This is a genomic window from Pseudomonas sp. E102, assembly GCF_052660185.1.
Genome location: NZ_CP084025.1, coordinates 597,354 through 616,138, shown reverse-complemented (window position 1 = coordinate 616,138; position 18,785 = coordinate 597,354). Strand labels below are relative to the sequence as shown.

The 18,785-nt window shown below is 60.9% G+C and carries 18 protein-coding genes; 5 read left to right on the top strand and 13 right to left on the bottom strand.

What is annotated here, in order from left to right; translation table 11 throughout:
* Nucleotides 1-40: 40 nt before the first annotated feature.
* Entirely contained in the window at nt 41-1,729 is a 1,689-nt protein-coding gene (gene fadD2, locus DOCECA_RS02970) for a long-chain-fatty-acid--CoA ligase FadD2 (RefSeq protein WP_445571426.1), read from the bottom strand.
* A gap of 209 nt (nt 1,730-1,938) precedes the next feature.
* On the opposite strand from fadD2, the gene DOCECA_RS02965 reads away from it, so the two are divergent.
* Both DOCECA_RS02965 and DOCECA_RS02960 read left to right on the top strand, forming a co-directional pair.
* Entirely contained in the window at nt 1,939-2,883 is a 945-nt protein-coding gene (locus DOCECA_RS02965; protein ID WP_434675262.1) for a lysophospholipase, read from the top strand.
* 40 nt (nt 2,884-2,923) lie between these two features.
* Nucleotides 2,924-3,394 carry a MaoC family dehydratase gene (locus DOCECA_RS02960; protein ID WP_420764408.1) on the top strand — a complete coding sequence of 157 codons (471 nt, stop codon included), beginning with the start codon at nt 2,924-2,926 and terminating at the stop codon, nt 3,392-3,394.
* Nucleotides 3,395-3,560: 166 nt separating this feature from the next.
* Here the strand turns inward: DOCECA_RS02960 and DOCECA_RS02955 are convergent, their stop codons facing one another.
* The 4 genes from DOCECA_RS02955 to DOCECA_RS02940 form a co-directional block, all read right to left on the bottom strand.
* On the bottom strand, nt 3,561-4,424 hold the full coding sequence (locus tag DOCECA_RS02955; RefSeq protein ID WP_420764407.1) for an efflux RND transporter periplasmic adaptor subunit: 864 nt from the start codon (nt 4,422-4,424) through the stop codon (nt 3,561-3,563).
* Between the two features lie 10 nt (nt 4,425-4,434).
* Nucleotides 4,435-4,641 (bottom strand): DUF1656 domain-containing protein, encoded by a 207-nt coding sequence (locus DOCECA_RS02950; protein ID WP_420764406.1) that lies wholly within the window; start codon nt 4,639-4,641, stop codon nt 4,435-4,437.
* Nucleotides 4,628-6,628, bottom strand: a complete 2,001-nt coding sequence (locus DOCECA_RS02945; protein ID WP_445571425.1) for an FUSC family protein — start codon at nt 6,626-6,628, stop codon at nt 4,628-4,630. Before DOCECA_RS02945 ends, DOCECA_RS02950 begins: the two co-directional genes overlap by 14 nt.
* Before the next feature lie 205 nt (nt 6,629-6,833).
* Nucleotides 6,834-7,298 (bottom strand): PA2169 family four-helix-bundle protein, encoded by a 465-nt coding sequence (locus DOCECA_RS02940; RefSeq protein ID WP_186709209.1) that lies wholly within the window; start codon nt 7,296-7,298, stop codon nt 6,834-6,836.
* 207 nt (nt 7,299-7,505) lie between these two features.
* Here DOCECA_RS02940 and DOCECA_RS02935 point away from each other — a divergent pair, with 207 nt between their 5' ends.
* A complete protein-coding gene (locus DOCECA_RS02935; RefSeq protein WP_060738861.1) occupies nt 7,506-7,742 on the top strand; it encodes a DUF3820 family protein in 237 nt (78 codons plus the stop codon).
* A 29-nt stretch (nt 7,743-7,771) separates the two neighbouring features.
* Complete coding sequence (locus DOCECA_RS02930; protein WP_420764404.1) at nt 7,772-8,959, top strand: aminotransferase class V-fold PLP-dependent enzyme; 1,188 nt, start codon at nt 7,772-7,774, stop codon at nt 8,957-8,959.
* A 126-nt stretch (nt 8,960-9,085) separates the two neighbouring features.
* On the opposite strand, the gene DOCECA_RS02925 is transcribed toward DOCECA_RS02930, so the two are convergent.
* From DOCECA_RS02925 to zwf, 3 genes are read right to left on the bottom strand one after another with little or no spacing between them, the layout of a single operon-like run.
* A complete protein-coding gene (locus DOCECA_RS02925) occupies nt 9,086-9,751 on the bottom strand; it encodes a bifunctional 4-hydroxy-2-oxoglutarate aldolase/2-dehydro-3-deoxy-phosphogluconate aldolase (protein WP_283556083.1) in 666 nt (221 codons plus the stop codon).
* Nucleotides 9,752-9,768: 17 nt separating this feature from the next.
* Complete coding sequence (gene pgl / locus DOCECA_RS02920; protein ID WP_445571424.1) at nt 9,769-10,482, bottom strand: 6-phosphogluconolactonase; 714 nt, start codon at nt 10,480-10,482, stop codon at nt 9,769-9,771.
* Nucleotides 10,469-11,941 carry a glucose-6-phosphate dehydrogenase gene (gene zwf, locus DOCECA_RS02915; RefSeq protein WP_434562672.1) on the bottom strand — a complete coding sequence of 491 codons (1,473 nt, stop codon included), beginning with the start codon at nt 11,939-11,941 and terminating at the stop codon, nt 10,469-10,471. The genes pgl and zwf overlap by 14 nt, the downstream gene beginning before the upstream one ends.
* Before the next feature lie 196 nt (nt 11,942-12,137).
* Between zwf and DOCECA_RS02910 the strand changes: the two genes are divergently transcribed.
* Nucleotides 12,138-12,998 carry a MurR/RpiR family transcriptional regulator gene (locus tag DOCECA_RS02910; RefSeq protein ID WP_181289374.1) on the top strand — a complete coding sequence of 287 codons (861 nt, stop codon included), beginning with the start codon at nt 12,138-12,140 and terminating at the stop codon, nt 12,996-12,998.
* Between the two features lie 140 nt (nt 12,999-13,138).
* Here DOCECA_RS02910 and DOCECA_RS02905 read toward each other — a convergent pair whose 3' ends face one another.
* From DOCECA_RS02905 to DOCECA_RS02885, 5 genes are all read right to left on the bottom strand, one after another.
* Nucleotides 13,139-13,993 carry a D-hexose-6-phosphate mutarotase gene (locus DOCECA_RS02905; protein WP_420764401.1) on the bottom strand — a complete coding sequence of 285 codons (855 nt, stop codon included), beginning with the start codon at nt 13,991-13,993 and terminating at the stop codon, nt 13,139-13,141.
* 285 nt (nt 13,994-14,278) lie between these two features.
* Nucleotides 14,279-15,625: a carbohydrate porin gene (locus DOCECA_RS02900; RefSeq protein WP_420764400.1), complete on the bottom strand. Its 1,347-nt coding sequence runs from the start codon at nt 15,623-15,625 to the stop codon at nt 14,279-14,281.
* Between the two features lie 130 nt (nt 15,626-15,755).
* Nucleotides 15,756-16,916 (bottom strand): ABC transporter ATP-binding protein, encoded by a 1,161-nt coding sequence (locus DOCECA_RS02895; RefSeq protein WP_434609975.1) that lies wholly within the window; start codon nt 16,914-16,916, stop codon nt 15,756-15,758.
* A 2-nt stretch (nt 16,917-16,918) separates the two neighbouring features.
* Nucleotides 16,919-17,758 carry a carbohydrate ABC transporter permease gene (locus DOCECA_RS02890; protein ID WP_420764398.1) on the bottom strand — a complete coding sequence of 280 codons (840 nt, stop codon included), beginning with the start codon at nt 17,756-17,758 and terminating at the stop codon, nt 16,919-16,921.
* The gene (locus DOCECA_RS02885) at nt 17,751-18,659 is read right to left on the bottom strand and encodes a carbohydrate ABC transporter permease (RefSeq protein WP_030139360.1); all 909 of its coding nucleotides are present in this window, start codon (nt 18,657-18,659) and stop codon (nt 17,751-17,753) included. The genes DOCECA_RS02890 and DOCECA_RS02885 overlap by 8 nt, the downstream gene beginning before the upstream one ends.
* Between the last annotated feature and the right edge of the window lie 126 nt (nt 18,660-18,785).

Here is an 18,785-nt window from a genome sequence, read left to right as displayed (position 1 = left end):
CGAGCAAGCTCGCTCCCACTAAGGGGCTGTCGCGCCGGCCTCAGGCGATATCGCGCAACTCCCGGCGCAGGATCTTGCCCACCGGTGTCATCGGCAGCGATTCCCGCAACACGATGTGCTTGGGCACCTTGTAGCCGGTGAAATTCTCCTTGCAGTACGCCTTGAGCTCTTCGAGGCTGACGCCCGCCTCACGGGCCACGACGAACAGTTTCACCGCCTCCCCCGAACGTTCGTCCGGCACGCCGATGACCGCGCAGCTGGCGACTTTCGGGTGGGCCATCACCACATCCTCGATTTCGTTCGGGTACACGTTGAAGCCCGAGACAATGATCATGTCTTTCTTGCGATCAACGATGCGCACGAACCCGTCGGGGTCGATCACAGCGATATCTCCGGACTTGAACCAGCCCTCCCTGTCGAGCACTTCGGCGGTCGCTTCGGGCTTGTTCCAGTAGCCCTTCATGATCTGCGGCCCCTTGATGCACAGCTCGCCGCGTTCGCCCAAGGGCAGCTCGACACCGTCGTCACTGATGACTTTCATCAGCGTACCCGGCACCGGCAGCCCCACCGTGCCCAGGCGCGACTTGCCACCGTAAGGGTTGGCGCTGGCCACTGGCGAGGTTTCCGTCAGGCCGTAGCCCTCGGTGATGCCGCAACCGGTCAACTGCTTCCAACGTTCGGCGGTGGCCTTGACCAACGCGGTGCCGCCTGAGTTGGTGACCTTGAGGTTGGAGAAATCCAGCGTCTTGAAATCCGGATGGTCCATCAGCGCGACGAACAGCGTGTTGAGCCCCAGCAGCAACGAAAACCGCCAGTTCTTCAGCTCCTTGATGAAACCGCCGATGTCCCTTGGATTGGTGATCAGCACGTTTTGGTTGCCCGTGACCATCATGCACATGCAGTTCGCCGTGAAGGCGTAGATGTGATACAGCGGCAGCGGTGCGATCATCACCTCCTGGCCCTCGCGCAACAAAGGCTTGCCGTCGTCGCCGATCTGCCCCAGGCAGGCGCGGGCCTGCTGCATGTTGGCCACCAGGTTGCCGTGGGTCAGCATGGCGCCCTTGGCCAAGCCGGTGGTGCCGCCGGTGTATTGCAGCACGGCAATGTCCCCGAGGCTGACATTGAGCGGCTTGATGGCCTGGCCCCGTCCCAAACGCAAGGCGCTCTTGAAGGAAATGGCCTGGGGCAGCGAATAGGCCGGGACCATTTTCTTGACCTTGCTCACGACTGTATTGACCAGCCAGCCCTTGGCGGTGGGCATCAGGTCGCCCATCTTCGCCTCGATCAGGTATTGCAGGTCGGTGTCGGGCAGCACTTCCTGCACTTTCTGCCCGAACAGGTTCATGTACACCAGCGCCCGGGCGCCGGAGTCCTTGAATTGGTGACGCATTTCCCGGGGGGTGTACAGCGGATTGGTGTTGACCACCACCAGCCCGGCGCGCAGGGCACCAAAAACCGCGATCGGGTATTGCAGGACATTGGGCATCTGCACGGCGATACGATCGCCGGGCGCCAGGTCGGTATTGGCTTGCAGGTAACCGGCGAAGGCCGCGCTGTAACGCTCCAACTCGGCGTAGGTGATCGTCACCCCCATGTTGCTGTACGCCGGACGGTCGGCAAATTTCTTGCAGGAACGCTCGAACACCTCGACGACTGACTTGTAGGCACTCAGGTCGATGTCCGAGGGCACGCCGGCCGGGCGTTTGTCATTCCAGAAATCAGGCTGCATTGTTTTTGTCCTCTTTACCTGAACATATCCGGTAACCGCTTGCGTATCGCTTGCACAGGCGGAGCTCATGGGACACTAGCAGCTATGGCCAATCAGGCAAATATGGCAACTTGCGTCATAGATTGTGTGAATCTTGCTGAATCGCCTGGCGCAACGGATGCGCTATACAATGCAGCGACGCTGCGTCTGACTTTGTGCAAGGAACCGCCATGATCCACCAAACGTTCTGGCTGACCGCGACCGATCACAGCCGCTTGCTAGTCAACCAATGGCTACCCGAAACCGCCCCGCTGGCGGTGATCATGCTGGCTCACGGCATGGCGGAACACAGTGGCCGCTATGGGCGCCTGGCCCAGGCGTTGTGCGATGAAGGCTACGGCGTCTACGCGCCGGACCAACGTGGCCACGGCAAGACCGGCGAAGAAGCGATCCTGGGTCATTTTGCCGACCAGGACGGCTGGGCCAAAGTTGTGGGCGACCTGGCAAGCCTGAACCATCACATCGGCCAGCAACATCCAGAAACACCAATCCTGCTGCTGGGGCACAGCATGGGCAGCTATATCGCACAGGGCTATTTGTTGCACCACAGCGCCAGCCTGCACGGGGCCATCCTCAGCGGTTCGAACTTCCAACCCGTGGCGCTTTACCGCGCGGCGCGGCTAATCGCCCGCTTCGAACGCAGGCGGCAGGGCGCCACTGGGCGTAGCGCCCTGATCGAATGGCTCTCATTTGGCAGCTTCAATAAAAAGTTCAAACCGACCCGCACGCCCTTCGACTGGCTCAGCCGCGACCCCGGCGAAGTCGACAAATACATTCGCGACCCGCTGTGCGGCTTTCGTTGCACCAATCAACTGTGGATCGACCTGCTCGGCGGGTTGCAGCAGATCAGCAAAGCGTCCAATCTCGCGCAGATTGATCCAGGGCTGCCGCTGCTGGTGATTGGCGGTGAATGTGATCCGGTGAGCGAAGGCAAGCGTCTGAGAGATCTGGCCGATGCCCTGCGCGACGCCGGCAACCAACGTTTGCAACTGAAGATCTATCCGCAGGCTCGGCACGAACTGTTCAACGAAACCAACCGCGATGAGGTGACCGCCGATGTGCTGGCCTGGATTGCCCAGACGCTAAGCCACCAGCGACCACCACGCAGCGAGTAGGTTTGCAGCGTTTTTTCTCTACACGTCACAGGATCCAGACATGACCCAGGTTACCAACATCCCTTACGAAGCCCTCGAAGTCGGCCAGACCGCCAGCTACAGCAAGACCGTCGAAGAGCGCGACATCCAGCTGTTCGCCGCCATGTCCGGCGATCACAACCCGGTACACCTGGACGCCGAATTCGCCGCCGCCAGCATGTTCAAGGAACGCATCGCCCACGGCATGTTCAGCGGTGCGCTGATCAGCGCGGCAGTGGCCTGTGAGTTGCCTGGGCCGGGGACCATCTATATCGGCCAGCAGATGAGTTTCCAGAAGCCGGTGAAGATTGGCGATACCCTGACCGTGCGCCTGGAGATCCTGGAAAAGCTGCCGAAATTCCGCGTGCGTATCGCCACGCGCGTGTTCAACCAGCGCGATGAGCTGGTGGTGGACGGCGAAGCGGAGATCCTGGCGCCGCGCAAGCAGCAGACCGTGACCTTGCCCGAGTTGCCGGCAATCAGCATCGGCTGATGCGACTCGACACTCCCGTGGCGAGGGAGCTTGCTCCCGCTGGGGTGCGAAGCGCCCCTTGGAAAAGGCTTGCGCGTCCAACCTGAACAACGCAACGTTCGTTTTGCGACTGCTTCGCAGCCGAGCGGGAGCAAGCTCCCTCGCCACGGGGTGCGCGGCGCAGCGGCTATCGCTGTTCGTCCTGCACCTGCACACTCGCTGTCATCCCGGCACTCAGGCTCACCCCTTCCGGCACCTTGTCCAGCTTGATCCGCACCGGGATCCGCTGGGCCAGACGCACCCAGTTGAAGGTCGGCTCGACCTCTGCCAGCAGTTGCGCATCGGGGTTGGTGTTGCGGTCGGTGATGCCTCGACTGATGCTTTCCACATGGCCGTCCAGCGCATGGCCGGCGCTCATCAACCAGACCTTGACCGGATCGCCGACGCGAATGCGCGGCAACTTGGTTTCCTCGAAGTAAGCTTGCACGTAGAACGTCGAATCATCGACCAACGCCATGACCGGTTGCCCGGCGTTCACATAGTTGCCTTCGGCCAGGCGCAGGTTGGTGACGTGGCCGCTGCGTGGGGCCAGGACCTGGCTGCGAGCCAGGTTCAGCTCCGCGACCTTGGCCTCGGCCTGGGCCTCGCGTAGCTCGCCACGGGCGATGCCGGCATTGATCTGGGCGTTCTCGCGCAATTCGGCGCTGATGGCCTGGGGTCCCAGGGCCGCTCGACGGCTGGCTTCGTGTTCGCGCAGGCTCAACTGCTGCTGGCGGGTCTGCACTACCGCGCGGGCCTTCTCCACCGCGGCCTCGAAACGCTCGCGATCGATACTCAGCAACAAATCCCCCGCCTTGACGTGCTGGTTGTCCACGGCCCTGAGCTCGCGCACCCAACCCGAGACGTCTGGGGCGATCACCACCACGTCGGCACGGATCCGCGCGTCCCGGGTCCAGGGCGTGAGCATGTAGTACTGCCACAAATGAAAACCGGCGAAGATCGCCAGGGCCACCACGCTCAACGTGACGGCGACACGTACGGAAGTACGCATGTTCAACTCCTCATGACGGTCCGAGGACCAGGGTAATGACAGTCAAAACACAGACATACAGAGCGCAGTCGAACAGCGCTTCATGCCAGATCCAGCGCCCTGCCGGCACGAGACTGAGCAGCAGTCGCAAGGCTCCGGTGACCAACAAGGCCAGCACGACATATATCAAAAACGGGCTGAGCAGCACCCCGCCGATCGACCATTCATGCAAGCCCATGGCTATGTTTCCCTTCTGAAGATTCGTGCTGGCGGCACCAGGCGCGCCAACTGTTCTGCAATTGCACCACCGCGCCCTGGGCCAGCTTCAGCGCGTCGCTTGGCGGTTGCTTTGAAAGCGCTGCCAGATAATCGTCGCTCGCCTGGGCCAGTGCGTCGGCCTGCCCGCCCGCCGGGCCGTGCTCCAGTACCTGCTCCAACGTTTCGAAATATCGGCGTTGGGCTGGACTGTCCGGGACTTGGGCGACGGCCAGGCTCAAGCGCAGATGGAGCAATTCGTCCCCGACGTCCAGGCCCAGCAAACCATCGTCCCAACGACTGCGCGCCGGCACCGGCAGCTCCGGATAGTGCCGCGCCAGTTGCAGCAAACGATCGGCCATGCGCCCGCCGAACCAGCTCTCGGCGCCGCGCAGATTGCGATGGGCCAAGCGCACCAGGTCATCGAGCGTTGCCGCCAGCAACCGACGGCTGTGCCAGGCCGGGTTGCGCAGAATCAACAGGTTGAATGCCAGCACGGCCGCGCCGACACCGATCATCATGGCCTGGGCATTGTTGAAAAATGTCGCAACGTCGTACTTCATGGCGTTAAGCGGCGATACCAACACCACGAAGTGCAGGCAGAACGAGGTGGCGGTCGCGTAGAGCGGCGGCTTGGCCATGCCCAGCGCCCCCAGGAACAGAGGTACGCCCATGGCCATGCAGAGCATCGCAAAGCTGCTCCATTGGGGCAGCAGAATTTCACCGATCACAAACGCGGTCGGTACCGCCAGGAGAATGCCTCGCAAGAAACTCATGCCGATCTGCGCGCCATTTTCGCGGCTGGCGAACAGGCTGCACACCACACACGTCAGCAACAGCGCGCCCGAGGCGGCAGGCCAGGCAGTGGCCAGCCAGAAACACGCCACTGCCAGGAACGCCAGGGCGCTGCGGGCTCCAAACACCATCGCCAGGGACAGGTCCCGATGGGGCGCCAGGGTGCGTGGCGGGTCGGCCGCCGCCCTGCCCTCTTGCACCGCCGACAGCGCAGCGCAGGCCGCCAGGGCGGTGTCGAGCAACAAGGCGAAACGTGCCAGGCAATAACTTTGTGCCGAGCTGAACCGTGCTTCGTGAGACGCATCCCATACCCGCGGCCGCAGTGCCTGCAATGTCGTGCTGTCGGCGTCGAGGGCTTGCTGCACCTCGCTCATCCACGGCTGCAGCGCTTGGGCTTCTTGAGGGTCGAGCTGGTTCCATTGTCGGCGTACCGAGCGCGAAATGCGCAGCAGCATCAACAGTTTCTGGCTCAAGCCACTGATGGCCCGGGCACGCTGGCGGCCCAGGCGGCCTTCGAACCAGGCATGTTCGCGCTGGGCGTCTACCGCGACGATTTTGCCGAGGATTTCCAACAGACCTTTGCGCGCCTGGGCATCGCCGGCCAATGTGGCGCGCGCCGCCTGCATGCCACTTTGCCAGGCAGCACGTGCCTGATCCGCCAATTGCCGTTCAACCCGCAACGGCCAGAGCAAGGCGCTGGTCACGGTGGCGCAGGTGATGCCCAGGCTGATCTCGGTGCAACGCGCCACCGCCTGGTCGAACACTCCAAGCGGATGGGCGATGGCCGGCAAGGCAATGATCGCCACGGTGTAGCCAGCCAGCACGAACGAATACGACCACGCGCTGCGCAAGAGCGTCGAACAGGCCGTGCACACGCCCAACCACAACGCCAGCGCCAGCAGGAACAACCAGGGCGCCTGGGCGAACAGGCCCATGAACACCACCGACATGATTGTCCCCACCAGAGTCCCGACCAAGCGTGCCAGGCCCTTCTGCACCACCATCCCAGACAACGGCTGGGCAACGATAAACGCGGTCATCAGCGCCCACGACGGCTGCTCCAATCCCCAGCGCAACGCCAGCCACAACGCCAGGCCGCCACCGAGCACAGTCTTGATGGCGAACTGCACAGCGAGACGATCAGGGGCGAACAGAGCCTGAAAGGTGATGGGCACGCGCAAAACTCTTCTTGAGATGATGTAACGATAGATCGTGAGAGGGGCGGCGCAATTATTAGGGAGCTATCTATTCACGTCCAGAGTTGATTGTTGAGCGTTCTGACAAACACTCTTGCGAATTGGTGCCGAAAAGTCTTACTGCCCAGATCGCTCCCATAAAAAAACGCCAGGCAAGCTGGCGTTTTTTCTTCACACGCGGATGTTAGCTGGCGCGCGCCTGGTTGCGCAGAGCCTTGACCTGGTCATGGTTGCGTTGCACGCCGTGGTACTGACGCTCAACGAGGTCACGAATGCCCACCAGGTTGTGTTTGTTGATCTTCTCGATGGCTTCCTTATAAGCCTTCAGCGCGTGGTCTTCGCCGCGTTCGGCTTCGTTCAGCACAGCCTCTTCGTCCTTGCCGGTGAACATGGATTTTACGTCGACCCAACGGCGGTGCAGGTCACCGGCAACGCTGGTAGAAGTCTCCGGATCGCCACCCAGGGAACGCACGGCGGCTTGCAGCTCAGCCGCAGCGGTGGCGCAATCGGCGGCGCGCTTGACGAACAGCGCCTTGAGCTCAGGGTGCTTGATGTCTTCAGCGCAGGTCTTGAATCCTTCCTGGCCATCCTTGCTGGTCTCGATCAGGTCGTTCAAGACAGAGATGGATTCTTTGTTGATGTCAGTCATTTTTCAGTTCCTTTGCTTGGTGAATAAAAACCTGCAAGGGATATTGCATCGGCCATGCCAGCCTTAAGCACAACTTAAAATCCATTTAAATCAATACGTTATGAACTCTATAGAAATCTGTATCCGCGTTATTTGCATGATCTGTCATTTGGCCTGCATGCAGAATGCCTGTATTTTGCCTAGGACTTTCAACAAGACAGCCGCCCAATGAATCCAGAAAAGCTTGAGCTGCTGGTCACCCGCCAGATGCCCTTCGGCAAATACAAAGGCAGAATTCTTGCCGACCTGCCAGGCCAATACCTGAATTGGTTCGCGCGGGAGGGCTTCCCCCACGGCGAATTGGGCGGGTTGCTGGCATTGATGCAGGAAATCGACCACAACGGTCTGTCTGACCTGCTGGATCCGCTGCGGGCTAAACATGGCTTGCCCAAACCTCGCCATTGACCCCTGCCATTGACTGACTGAGCTCTGCGATGCCCGAAAATACGCTGCGTGCCCACGACGAAGCCTTCTGGGAAACCTTTGTCGGTCGTTACGATGTCGACGTCAATGGTCCGCTCAACCTGGAAAACGGCTACTTTGGCCGGATGTCCCGTACGGTGGTCGCGGAGTACCAACGCAATATCGACTGGGTGAACCGCGGCAACTCGGTCTACGTGCGCCAACAGTTCGACCTGGAGCATTGCGAAGTGATTCGCCGAGAGGTGGCGCAGCTCATCCACGCCCCAGCGTCCACCGTGGCGTTGGCCACCAACGCGGTTGACGCCTTGCAGACGCTGATCCGCAATTACAACCAGCTCAAGCCTGGCGACCAGGTTCTGATCAGCGACGTGGAGTACGAGTCGGTCAAAAGCGCGATGCGCTGGCTCGCCCGCCAGCGTGGCGCCGAGGTCATCGAGCTGGTCCATCCGCACCCCGCCAGTTTCGACAGCCTGGTGGGCACGTATCGAGAAGCCTTCATTCGTTATCCGCGCCTGAAGCTGATGGCGCTGACCTACGTTAACCACCTGACCGGCCTGGTGATGCCGGTCCAGGCGATAGCCGAGACGGCACGGGAGTTCGACGTCGATATCATTCTCGACGGCGCCCACGCCCTGGGGCAGATCGATTTCAATCTCAATAAGCTCGGCATTCAATTTGCCGGGTTCAACTTGCAGAAATGGCTCGGCGGCCCTCTGGCCCTGGGCTTTCTCTATATCGCTCCACACCGGCTGGCCGACATCGACCCGGACATGGACGAAGGCCACTACCCCACCACCGATATACGCTCGCGCACGCCCCACAGCACGCCCAACATCCCGGCCCTGCTGACGCTGCCCCTGGTATTCGAAGAGCACCGTGCCCTGGGCGGAGCACCGGCCAAGGGTGCTCGGCTCTGTTATCTACGGGACCTGTGGGTGAGCGCGGTGCGCGATGTGCCCGGCATCGAGGTCATGACCCCAGACGACCGACGCCTCTATTGCGGTATCACGTCCATGCGATTCACCAACCAGCCTGATCAACAGGTGATGGCCGACCGACTGCTCAAGGAATATGGGATCTTTACCGTGGTGCGCAAGACCAGCGTCGGCCTCTGCATCCGCATTACGCCGGGGTTGATTACCTTGGCGCGGGATATGGAGCGGTTGACTGCGGCACTGATCAACCTGAACAGTACGTAACCCGTGGCGAGGGCGCTTGGTCCCTGGCCACGGGGATCTGCAGCCAAAAAACAGGCAAAAAAAAACGGTGCGCCGACCAAGCGCACCGTAAAGCCGTAGAACACACAACGAAGTTCGGTAGGACGATCAGTCCAGCAGCGCCAATGCCTCGGCGGTGCATTCCTGGATGCGGGCCCAGTCGCCGTTCTTGATCCACTCCGGATCGAGCATCCAGCTCCCGCCTACGCACATCACGTTTTTCAACGCCATGTAGCTTTTGATATTGGCCGGGCTCACGCCGCCGGTCGGACAGAATTTCACTTCGCCGAACGGCCCGCCCAATGCCTTGATGGCAGCAACGCCGCCGCTGACTTCCGCCGGGAACAACTTGAAGCGGCGATAGCCCAGGCCATAACCTTCCATGATGCCCGAGGCATTGCTGATCCCCGGCAGCAACGGAATCGGACTCTGGACGCTGGCTTCCAACAGATCCCGAGTGATACCCGGCGTCACGATGAATTGCGAACCGGCAGCCTCGGCGGCGGCCAGCATGTGGCGATCGAGCACCGTGCCGGCACCGGTCACCAGCTCTGGGCGCTGCTCGCGAAGGACCTGAATGGCCTTGAGCCCGTATTGCGAGCGCAAGGTCACTTCCAGTGCCGTCAGGCCACCGGCGGCCAGGGCATCGGCCAGCGGCAGGATGTCCTGTTCACGCGCGATGGTAATCACCGGCAGGATCCGCGCCTTGGCGCAGAGGCTGTCGATCAGCGTCACTTTGTCCGCCATGGAAACGGTCGGGGATGGGTTTGTCATAGCGGCTGATCCTTGGTTCATGGGCACCAGTAAATCTCTAACGTAGGTTGCAGAAATGCGCGGATCGGCATCTCGGCGACATCGTCACCAGACACCGCGGCATTCAGGGTGGTCAGTTTCGATTGACCGGAAATAGACAGCACTTTGTGCCTGGCCGACGCCAGCAAGGCGCGGCTCATGGTCAGGCGTTGGTGTGGGACCGTCGGCGCGAGCATCGGCCAGCAGCGGCGAGCACCATTGTTATCCAGGGCCTCGGCCAGATTCGGGCTGTCGGGAAACAGCGACGCGGTATGCCCGTCATCGCCCATGCCCAGTATCAGCACGTCGATCGGCGGCAGCTCGCCGAGCAGGCGATCCGCCTGCTCGGCGGCGGCTTCCAGATTGGCGCTGGCGCTGTAGAGGCTCAGGAACTGGGCCTTGGCCGCAGCCCCTTGAAGCAGATAACGCTTGAGCAGGCCGGCGTTGCTGTCGGCATGTTCAACCGGCACCCAGCGCTCATCGGCCAGGCTCACCACCACGTTCGACCAGTCCAGCGCCTGCTTGGCCAGATGCTGGAAAAACGCCACCGGGCTACGACCGCCGGACACCACCAAGGTCGCCGCGCCTTTGGCATCGATCGCGGCGCGCAATTGCTCCGCCACGTTCACCGCCAATTTTTCCGCCAGCACCACTGGGCTCTTGAACTCCAGGGCAGTGACACCCTGGGGCAGTTCCAATTCAGATATCGCCATACCATGACCTCCCATCCCGCGTGATCAGTGCAATGGAGCTCATCGGCCCCCATGACCCAGCGGCATAAGGCTTGGGCGCATCGCCAGACTTCTTCCAGCCGGCGATCAACTGGTCACACCACGTCCACGCGGCTTCGATTTCATCTTTACGAACAAACAGGTTCTGATTGCCGTTCATGACTTCCAGCAACAACCGCTCGTAGGCATCGGGAATCCGTGCGCTGCGGTAGGTGTCGGAAAAGTTGAGTTGCAGCGGACCGCTGCGCAACTGCATGCCCTTGTCCAGGCCCTGCTCCTTGGTCATTACCCGCAAGGAAATCCCTTCGTCCGGTTGCAGGCGGATGATCAGTTTGTTGCTGATCTGCAAGCGCTGCTCGGGGGCGAAGATGTAGTGGGACGGTTCCTTGAAGTGAATCACGATCTGCGACAGCTTCTGCGGCATGCGCTTGCCGGTGCGCAGGTAGAACGGCACCCCGGCCCAGCGCCAGTTGCGGATATCGGCGCGCAGGGCAACGAAGGTCTCGGTGTCGCTCTGGGTATTGGAATTCGGCTCTTCGAGGTAGCCGGGCACCGCCTTGCCTTCGCTGTGGCCGGCGATGTACTGGCCACGCACCACCTGGGTGGTCAGGCCTTCCGGACTGATCGGCGCCAAGGCCTTGAGCACCTTGACCTTCTCGTCACGGATGCTGTCGGCGGAAAGGTCCGCCGGGGGGTCCATGGCGATCAGGCACAACAGCTGCAGCAGGTGGTTCTGGATCATGTCCCGCAGTTGGCCGGCCTTGTCGAAATAGCCCCAGCGCCCTTCGATCCCGACCTTCTCGGCCACGGTGATTTCCACGTGGGAAATGTAATTCTGGTTCCACTGGGTTTCGAACAGGCTGTTGGCGAACCGCAGCGCGATCAGGTTCTGTACCGTTTCCTTGCCCAGATAATGGTCGATGCGGTAAGTGCGGTTCTCCGGAAAGAACTGCGCCACGGCGTCGTTCACCTTGCGCGACGATTCGAGGTCCGAACCGATGGGCTTTTCCAGCACCACACGGGTGTTTTCGCTGAGGCCGACTTTCGCCAGGTTCTCGCAAATCGCGCCGTAGACCGCCGCCGGCGTGGCGAAATAGGCAATGACTTGTTGCTGCGTCAGCCCGACCTGCTCGGCAAGCGCGACGTAATCGTCCGCCTTGAGAAAATCCACGTGCAGGTACGTCAGCCGCGCCAGGAAGCGTTCGATCACGGATTCGTCGAGGTCTTTATCACCGACGTAACGCCGCAGTTCGGTGGTGATGAACGCCAGATGCTGTTGTTCGCTGCCCGGTTCACGGGCCAGCGCCAGGATCCGCGTGTCTTCGTGCAACAAGCCGGCGCCATCGAGCTGGTAAAGGGCAGGAAACAGCTTGCGTAGCGCCAGGTCGCCCAACGCGCCGAACAAGGCAAAAGTACACGGTTCAACCGTAATCGAATGCATGATGTTTGTTCTTTTATCAAGTTAAGCTACAAATACCTTTTTTCAAGGCATCACTCAAGGAAAAATGTAGTAATAACTACAACATTTTCCGAAAATACCGATTCCGAGTGGTGGTCCGTCGGAGCCATCAGTAGGATAGGCCACCGCAAAGGGTCGTATCAAAGACCCGTCTCTCTAGGAATCCTGTATGGACCGCGTGCGAAATCTACTGGAGCAGATCCAGAGTCGCCTGGAAGACCTGAACAAGGCCGAACGCAAGGTGGCCGAGGTGATCCTGCTCAACCCACAGCAGGCTACCCGCTTCAGCATTGCCGCCCTCGCCCAGGCGGCCTCGGTCAGCGAACCGACCGTCAACCGCTTTTGCCGCTCGTTCGGCGTGAGCGGTTACCCGGAGCTCAAGCTGCAACTGGCCCAAAGCCTGGCCAGCGGCGCGGCTTATGTCAGCCGCGCAGTGGAAGCCGACGACAACCCTGAAGCCTACACCCAGAAAATCTTTGGCAGCGCCATTGCCTCATTGGACAGTGCCTGCCAGGCCCTTGATCCAAATTTGATCAGCCGCGCGGTCGACCTGCTGATCCAGGCCCGGCAGATCCACTTCTTCGGCCTCGGCGCCTCGGCTCCGGTGGCGCTGGATGCCCAGCACAAGTTTTTCCGGTTCAACCTGGCAGTGACCGCCCACGCCGACGTGCTGATGCAACGCATGATCGCCTCGGTGGCCCATACCGGTGAGTTGTTCGTGATCATTTCCTACACCGGTCGTACCCGCGAACTGGTGGAAGTCGCGCGTATCGCCCGGGAAAACGGCGCATCGGTACTCGGCCTGACCGCCGAAGGCTCGCCACTGGCCAAGGCCAGCACCTTGAGCCTCAATATTCCGCTGCCCGAAGACACCGATATCTACATGCCGATGACTTCGCGGATCATCCAGCTCACCGTACTGGACGTGCTCGCCACCGGCATGACCCTGCGCCGCGGGGTGGACTTCCAGCCGCACCTGCGCAAGATCAAGGAAAGCCTCAATGCCAGCCGGTATCCGGTTGGGGATGAGTTCAACTGATTCGTTCCGGAACTTTTGGTGCCTGATAGGTCGTCATCGCGAGCAAGCTCGCTCCCACAGGGGTTTTGTGAACGCCAGAGAACCTGTGTGGGAGCGAGCTTGCTCGCGATGACGGCAGCCGCCACACCGTAGATCCAGAGCTAAGCCCCTACCCGCGCCTGCAAACTCAAATGCGCCCGCTCCCCGGGCGCCAGGCTCAGGCTGTCGGTGCCGCCACTGGCCGCTTCGACGCAAACGAACTCGTTGACCTCATCCCAGCTCACGCCCAGCAACGGCCGTGTACCGGGATGCCACACCACCGTGTCGGCGCTTTCACCGGTGTCGATGCACAATTCCCGCTGCCAGGCGTGATCCTTGAGCTGCAACTCTCCTTCATGCTGGAACACTCGCTGACAGCCGCCCTCGACCCGCAACTCGCCTTCCTGCCGGCAAACCGCACGGTTCAACTGGTCGTAACCTTGCGCGCCTTCGAGTCCAGACAGCGCTACCTCGCCAACGTCACCAATGCGCCAATAGGCATGCAAGGCCTGGCTCAATTGGCAAGGCAGGCTGTCTTGATGCTCGGTGCTCAAGCGCAATTCCATGCGGTCGCCCAAGTCGGCATGCAGGTCCACTTGCCAGTCGCACAGCTGCAATTGCCAATGCAGATGCACGCCATCGTCATCGCTGGCGCTGTCGAGCAACTTCCAATCGATCAGCCGCGCCCAACCATGAGACGGCCAGGCATTTTCACTCGGATGGCGGCCATACCAAGGCCAACACACCGGTACCCCGCCGCGTATCGCGCCGACCTGGGGCCACTTGGCCGCGCACCACAGCCAAGGTTTCTGGCCTCGCGGCTGGAAGTGCAACAACTGCGCACCCTGGCGACTGAAAACCGCTTGGCACAACGGATGGTCAATAACCAAGACGTCGCGCTGCTGATAGCGCTCCCACGCAAACACCGGACGCTCGCGCAAGGATCTGAAAAAGCGTTGTAGCGGATGCTCATGCATGGGCTGTAGTCCTGGGAATCACTGAACTCTCAATTGATGCGACAGTTTTGGTGGCGAGGGGATTTATCCCCGCTGGGGTGCGGAGCAGCCCCAAAACAGGTTGCAGATAATCTGCCTGACGCACCGAGTTGGCCAGCTGAGGACTGCTCCGCAGCCCAGCGGGGATAAATCCCCTCGCCACAGGTTCGGCCCCCAACCAAACAATTGATCGCTCCGCAAAAAAAAGCGGACAGCCTTGGCCGTCCGCAAATATGCGCACATAGAGGAGAGCTTATCGCAACAGCGTCAGAACACCGACTGGATTTTCAGGCCGGCCACCAGCGCGTTGTCCACCTCGTCAACACCGCCCGGGTGAGTGACGTATTGCAGGTTCGGACGCACGGTCAGCCAGTTGGTGACGTGGAAGCCGTAGTTGATTTCGTAGTTGTACTCGGTGCTGCGCAACGGCGAAAACAGCGGATCGTCGTAATCGGTCACGCCATTGGCTACGTTGGTCAGATCGGCGTTCTTCTTCACGTCTTCGTTGACATGGATACGGGCGAAGCCGATACCCACGTCATCCTTTGGACGCGCATCGAATGGGCCCTTGTACACGAACATCAGCGACTGGTAGTTGTCGACGATGTTGGTGTCCTTGTCGTGGAAGGTGGCGTTGGCCGCGATGTTCAAGCCGCGCGAAGCGTCACCATTGTGGGTGGTGAGCTGCTGTTGCATGACGAACCAGTAGCCGTCCTTGCTGCTGTGGCTGCGATAGGCGCTGCCGGTGGTTGCGGCGTCGTTGCCGTTGTCGTCCTCACGGACGTCATCGGCCTTGGCCGTGCTCTTGTAGTAACCGACACGGTATTCGCCAGGCAGGTTGTTGAGCTTGGGCGACCAGACCAACTCGACCGGAATCAGCGTACCCTCGGTCCCGCTGCCGCTGAGCTTGTAACGGTTGTTGTTTTCCAGTTGCGAAGGGTTCTGGTTGTACGCACCGATTTGCGCGTAGAGCTCAGGGGTGATGTTGTACTTGAACCGAATCGCTGCCTGCATGATTGGCCAGTTGTACCAGATGCCGGTGGCCCAGTTACCCGCTTGGGAACCGCAGAAGGCCAGGTTCTGGAAGTCGCAAGGGAAAGTGTTGAAATCCTCGCCCACGCCGTAGTAACCGGCCTTGACGTCCAGCTTGCTGTCAAAGTACTTCTGCTTGATCCACAACTGCGTCAGACGCGTGGTTTGGCCGCGGCCCCAGACTTCCTGGGACGAACTGAGCGTGCCGGCACGCGGGTCACCGATACGGTCGTTGGAAATGTTGCGACCATCCCGGCGAGTGAACTGGATCTTGGCTTCGGTATCGTTCCAGCCCGCCAGTTTTTCCAGGTCGAGCGCGACACCCAGGCCAAACTGCTGGGACCAACGCGCAGTCTTGTCATCGTTGTAGCCGCCGTGGAGGTTGGCACCCATCTCACCGACGAAATCGGCCTTGATGTCGATACCCTGCTCGATCAGCTTGGTCCGTTCACCGCCCCAGTCGCCCGTCATCCACTGCGAATCGGCGCTGAACGCGTCGGCAGCGTGTGCGCTACCGGCCAGCATCATCGCCGCAACGGCTGACAACTGGCAGATAAGCTGGGCATTGTTCTTCTTCTTCATCCCTACATCCTCGTCTTTATTGTTATTAACTGTTTTTATCTAACGCGGTTTACAACGATTGCGACGGATGTCCCCACCCGTCGCATACTCCTTCCTGTGGGAGCGGGCTTGCTCCCCCCACACTTGTTCATCACCGGCCTTTGAACTGCGCCACGTTGGCAGGTCGGTCTTCGGCCTGCGGCTGCGCAGCCACGCCCAGGCGTTCGCCGGACTTGGCGTCGAACAGCAGCACTTTCGCTGGGTCGAATTGCAACGTCAGGGTCTCTCCCGGCTGCGGCGCCACGTCTGGCGCCAGGCGGCAGCAGACCTTGGTGTCGTTGAGATTGACGAACACCAGGGTGTCTGGCCCGGTGGGTTCGGTGACCTGCACTTCGGCGCGAATGGTTGGCATGCCGTTCGGCTCGTTGCCGGCCAGCACGATCTGCTCCGGGCGCAAGCCAAGGATCACTTCGCGATCTTCCAGGCCGGCGTCCTGCATGCCCAGCGGCAACTCGCAACGGGCCTGTCCGCTGTCGAGCAAGGCCAGCAGGCGGCCGTCCTTGCGTTGCAGGCGCAGCGGGATGAAGTTCATTGGCGGCGAACCGATGAAGCTCGCCACGAACAGGTTCGCCGGGTTGTTGTAGATGTCCTTCGGCGTGCCGAACTGTTGGATGATCCCGTCCTTCATCACCGCCACTTTGTCGCCCAGGGTCATGGCTTCGATCTGGTCGTGGGTGACGTAGACCGTGGTGGTCTTCAGTCGCTGGTGCATCAGTTTCATTTCGGTGCGCATCTCGACCCGCAGCTTGGCGTCGAGGTTGGACAACGGTTCGTCGAACAGGTAGATCTTCGGCCGCCGCGCCAGGGCCCGCCCCATCGCAACGCGCTGTTGCTGACCACCGGAGAGCTGGCCAGGCTTGCGGTTGAGCAGGTGCTCGATCTGCAACAGCTTGGCGACCCGCGCCACTTCCTCATTGATGTCCGCCTGTTTCATCTTGCGAATCTTCAGGCCGAACTCGATGTTCTCGCGCACGCTCATGGTCGGGTACAGCGCGTAGGACTGGAACACCATGGCGATGTCGCGATCCTTCGGGCTCATGCCGCTGACATCCTGGTCGCCGATCATGATCGCGCCGCCGGTGATGGTCTCGAGGCCGGCGATGCAATTCATCAGAGTCGATTTGCCGCAGCCCGAAGGACCGACCAGGATCAGGAATTCGCCTTCTTTGATCGACAGCTGGATGTCTTTCAAGGTGTCGGGCAGGCCCGCGCCGTAGGTCTTGTTTACATTGCGAAGTTCAAGCGTAGCCATGATTACCCCTTGACCGCGCCAGCCGTGAGGCCGCGCACGAAATACTTGCCTGCGATCACATAGACCAGCAGGGTCGGCAGCCCGGCGATCATCGCCGCCGCCATGTCCACGTTATATTCCTTGGCCCCGGTGCTGGTGTTGACCAGGTTGTTCAGCGCCACCGTGATGGGCTGGGAGTCACCGCTGGAGAACACCACGCCGAACAGGAAGTCATTCCAGATCTGCGTGAACTGCCAGATGAGGCAGACCATGATGATCGGCGTCGACATCGGCAGGATGATCCGCCGGAAGATCGTGAAGAACCCGGCGCCATCGAGGCGCGCCGCCTTCACCAGCGCGTCGGGAATACTCACGTAGTAGTTACGGAAGAACAGCGTGGTGAACGCCAGGCCGTAGACGACGTGGACAAACACCAGGCCAGTGGTGGTGCTGGCCAGGCCCATCTTGCCGAGGGTGAACGAGGCCGGCAGCAGCACGGTCTGGAACGGCAGGAAGCAACCGAACAGCAGCAGGCCGAAGAACAACTGCGAGCCACGGAAGCGCCACATCGACAGCACATAACCGTTCAGTGCACCGATGGCCGTGGAAATCAGTACGGCCGGCACGGTGATCTTGATCGAGTTCCAGAAGTAACCGTTGACCGTCGCCCAGGCCTTGACCCAGCCGATGCCGCTGACCACGGTCGGCCAGCTCAACAGGTTGCCGGTGCTGATGTCTTCCGGCGTCTTGAAGCTGGTCAACAGCATGACCACCAACGGCACCAGGTAAAGCAGTACCGCAACAATCAGCACCGCATAGATCGCGATGCGGCTGATGGAAGGTTTCGCAGCGAGACTAGTCATGACGCTTGGCCCTCAGCTCGGAATACAAGTAAGGCACGATGATCGCGAGGATCGCACCGAGCATCAGGATTGCACTGGCCGAGCCCATGCCCATCTGGCCGCGACTGAAGGTGAACGAATACATGAACATGGCAGGCAGATCGGAGGAGTAGCCCGGACCACCGGCCGTCATGGCCGCCACCAGGTCGAAGCTCTTGATCGCAATGTGCGCCAGGATCATCACGGCGCTGAAGAACACTGGGCGCAGGCTCGGCAGTACGACTTTCCAGTAGATGCGCGGCATGCTCGCGCCATCGATCTGCGCGGCGCGGATGATCGACTGGTCCACGCCTCGCAGGCCGGCCAGGAACATCGCCATGATGAAGCCCGAGGCCTGCCAAACGGCAGCGATCACCAGGCAATACACCACGCGATCGGGGTCGATCAGCCAGTCCAGGCGGAAGCCTTCCCAACCCCAGTCACGCAACAATTTGTCCAGGCCCATGCCCGGGTTGAGCAGCCACTTCCAAGCGGTACCGGTGACGATCATCGAGAGCGCCATTGGGTACAGGTAAATGGTGCGGATGAAACCTTCGCGGCGAATACGTTGGTCGAGAAACACCGCCAGCAGCACGCCGATGACCAGGGTGATGCCGATGAACATCCCGCCGAACACCGCGAGGTTCTTGCTGGCCACCCACCAGCGGTCGTTGTCCCACAGCCGCGCATACTGAGCCAGGCCCGCCCATTTATAGGTAGGCAGGAAAGTCGACGTCGTGAACGACAGGACGAACGTCCACAGGATGTAGCCATAGAAGCCCACCAGGACGATGAACATGCTCGGCGCCAGCACCAGTTTTGGTAGCCAGCGCTGCAATGCATCGAAAGGCGAGGCCTTGCTGAACACAGCAACAGAACTCATGGGGAAATCCAGTACCAGGAAAAACTACAAGTTTGTTCCTTGTGGGAGCGAGCCTGCTCGCGATGGCGTCGTATCAGCTCATGCACTGCTGCCTGACACTATGCTTTCGCGAGCAGGCTCGCTTCC